General features: G+C 46.6%; 1 pseudogene. It reads right to left on the reverse strand.

Annotated features, from left to right (window positions below):
* Positions 1-1601: pseudogene (gene vmeI / locus R7E47_RS24235) on the reverse strand (efflux RND transporter permease subunit VmeI); the annotation flags it as partial.

Genomic DNA, 1601 nt, shown 5'->3' on the forward strand with positions numbered 1-1601 from the left:
TAACCACGCGCGACGCATGCAAAACTCTAAAAACTTTTTATATGCCACAAAAATAATGCCGTTATATGGGTCGTTTTCCTCACCTTCACCTTGCTTGATTTTCTGTCCCTTAAAGAAAATATCGGCAAAGAACGGCGTTAGCGAAATAGCGGTAAACCAACTCAGCATGAGGGAAATCAGCAGCACCGTAAACAAGGTGCCACAGTACTCACCCGTGGAGTCTTCCGACAAACCAATTGGCGCAAATGCCGTTACCGCAATTACAGTTGCACCCAATAGCGGCCATTTGGTTTGAGTGACAATATCCGTCGCAGCTTGTAATCGCGTTCGCCCTTTTTGAGTGCCGATTAATATCCCTTCCACAACCACGATGGCATTATCCACCAACATACCGAGTGCGATAACCAACGCACCCAGAGAGATGCGCTGCAAGTCAATCGCGAGATATTTCATGAAGATGAACGTACCTAAAACCGTGAGTAGCAAGATCAGGCCTATCAGTAGACCCGAGCGCAGCCCCATAAAGAACAGCAATACAATAATTACGATGCCAACCGCCTGCGCCAAACTGATCACAAAGCCGCTGACCGATTTATCTACCTCTTTCGGTTGGCTGTAAATCTCTGAGATTTCGACACCAGCCGGGTGTTGATACTTCAACTCGGCAAGGCGACGATCAAAGGCCTTACCGACTTCAACCACGTTGACACCTTGAGCAAACGACACACCAACGTTCAGCGCTAAGCTGCCGTTAAAGTTGATGATGTTACTCGGCACTTCAACATAGCCACGTTTAATTTCTGCTACGTCTTTGAGGAAAATAAGCCCTTGCGCGCCAGATTCGGTGATCAACAGATCCCCTAACTCATCAACGCTTTGGAACTCACCCGTAGGCTGAATTCGAATGTACTCATCACCAATACGAATAGCGCCAGCATCAGACACAATATTTTGCGTGGACAGCAAGTTAAAAACCGTATTTGGCGACAAACCAATACTGCTTAACTTCTTCATCGAAACTTCAATAAAGACTTGCTCTTGCTGCTGACCAGAGACAGAAACCTTGCTGACGCCATCGACCAGTTCAAGTTCACGGCGTAAGTAGTCGACATAATCCAGCAACTCTTTATAGCTGTAGCCATCCCCTGTCACTGCCAACAAGATGCCGTACACATCACCGAAGTCATCAATAACCTGAGGCTCATTAACACCCGGTGGTAACGTGACTTTTAAGTCGTTCACTTTTCGACGCAATTCATCCCAAATTTGTGGTAAATCATCGGGACCATAGTTGTTTTTCATCGTCACGGTGATCTGAGATAAACCACGGTTGGAAATGGAGTTCACTTCGTCAACGTAAGTCAGTTGCTGGATGGCTTTTTCCAGCGGGTACGTCACTTCTTCTTCCACTTGTTGCGGCGTCGCACCTGGGTATGACGTCACTACCATCGCATCTTTGATAGTAAAGGCCGGATCTTCTAAACGTCCCAACCCGAAGAAGGCAGCAATACCACCAATCAATAAGATCAAAGACACCATCCAGCTAATCACGCGATTTCGAATGAAATAAGCCGCAATGCCCGTTACATCATCATCACTTT

Source organism: Vibrio sp. Vb1026 (genome assembly GCF_033338745.1).
Classification (GTDB): domain Bacteria; phylum Pseudomonadota; class Gammaproteobacteria; order Enterobacterales; family Vibrionaceae; genus Vibrio; species Vibrio alginolyticus.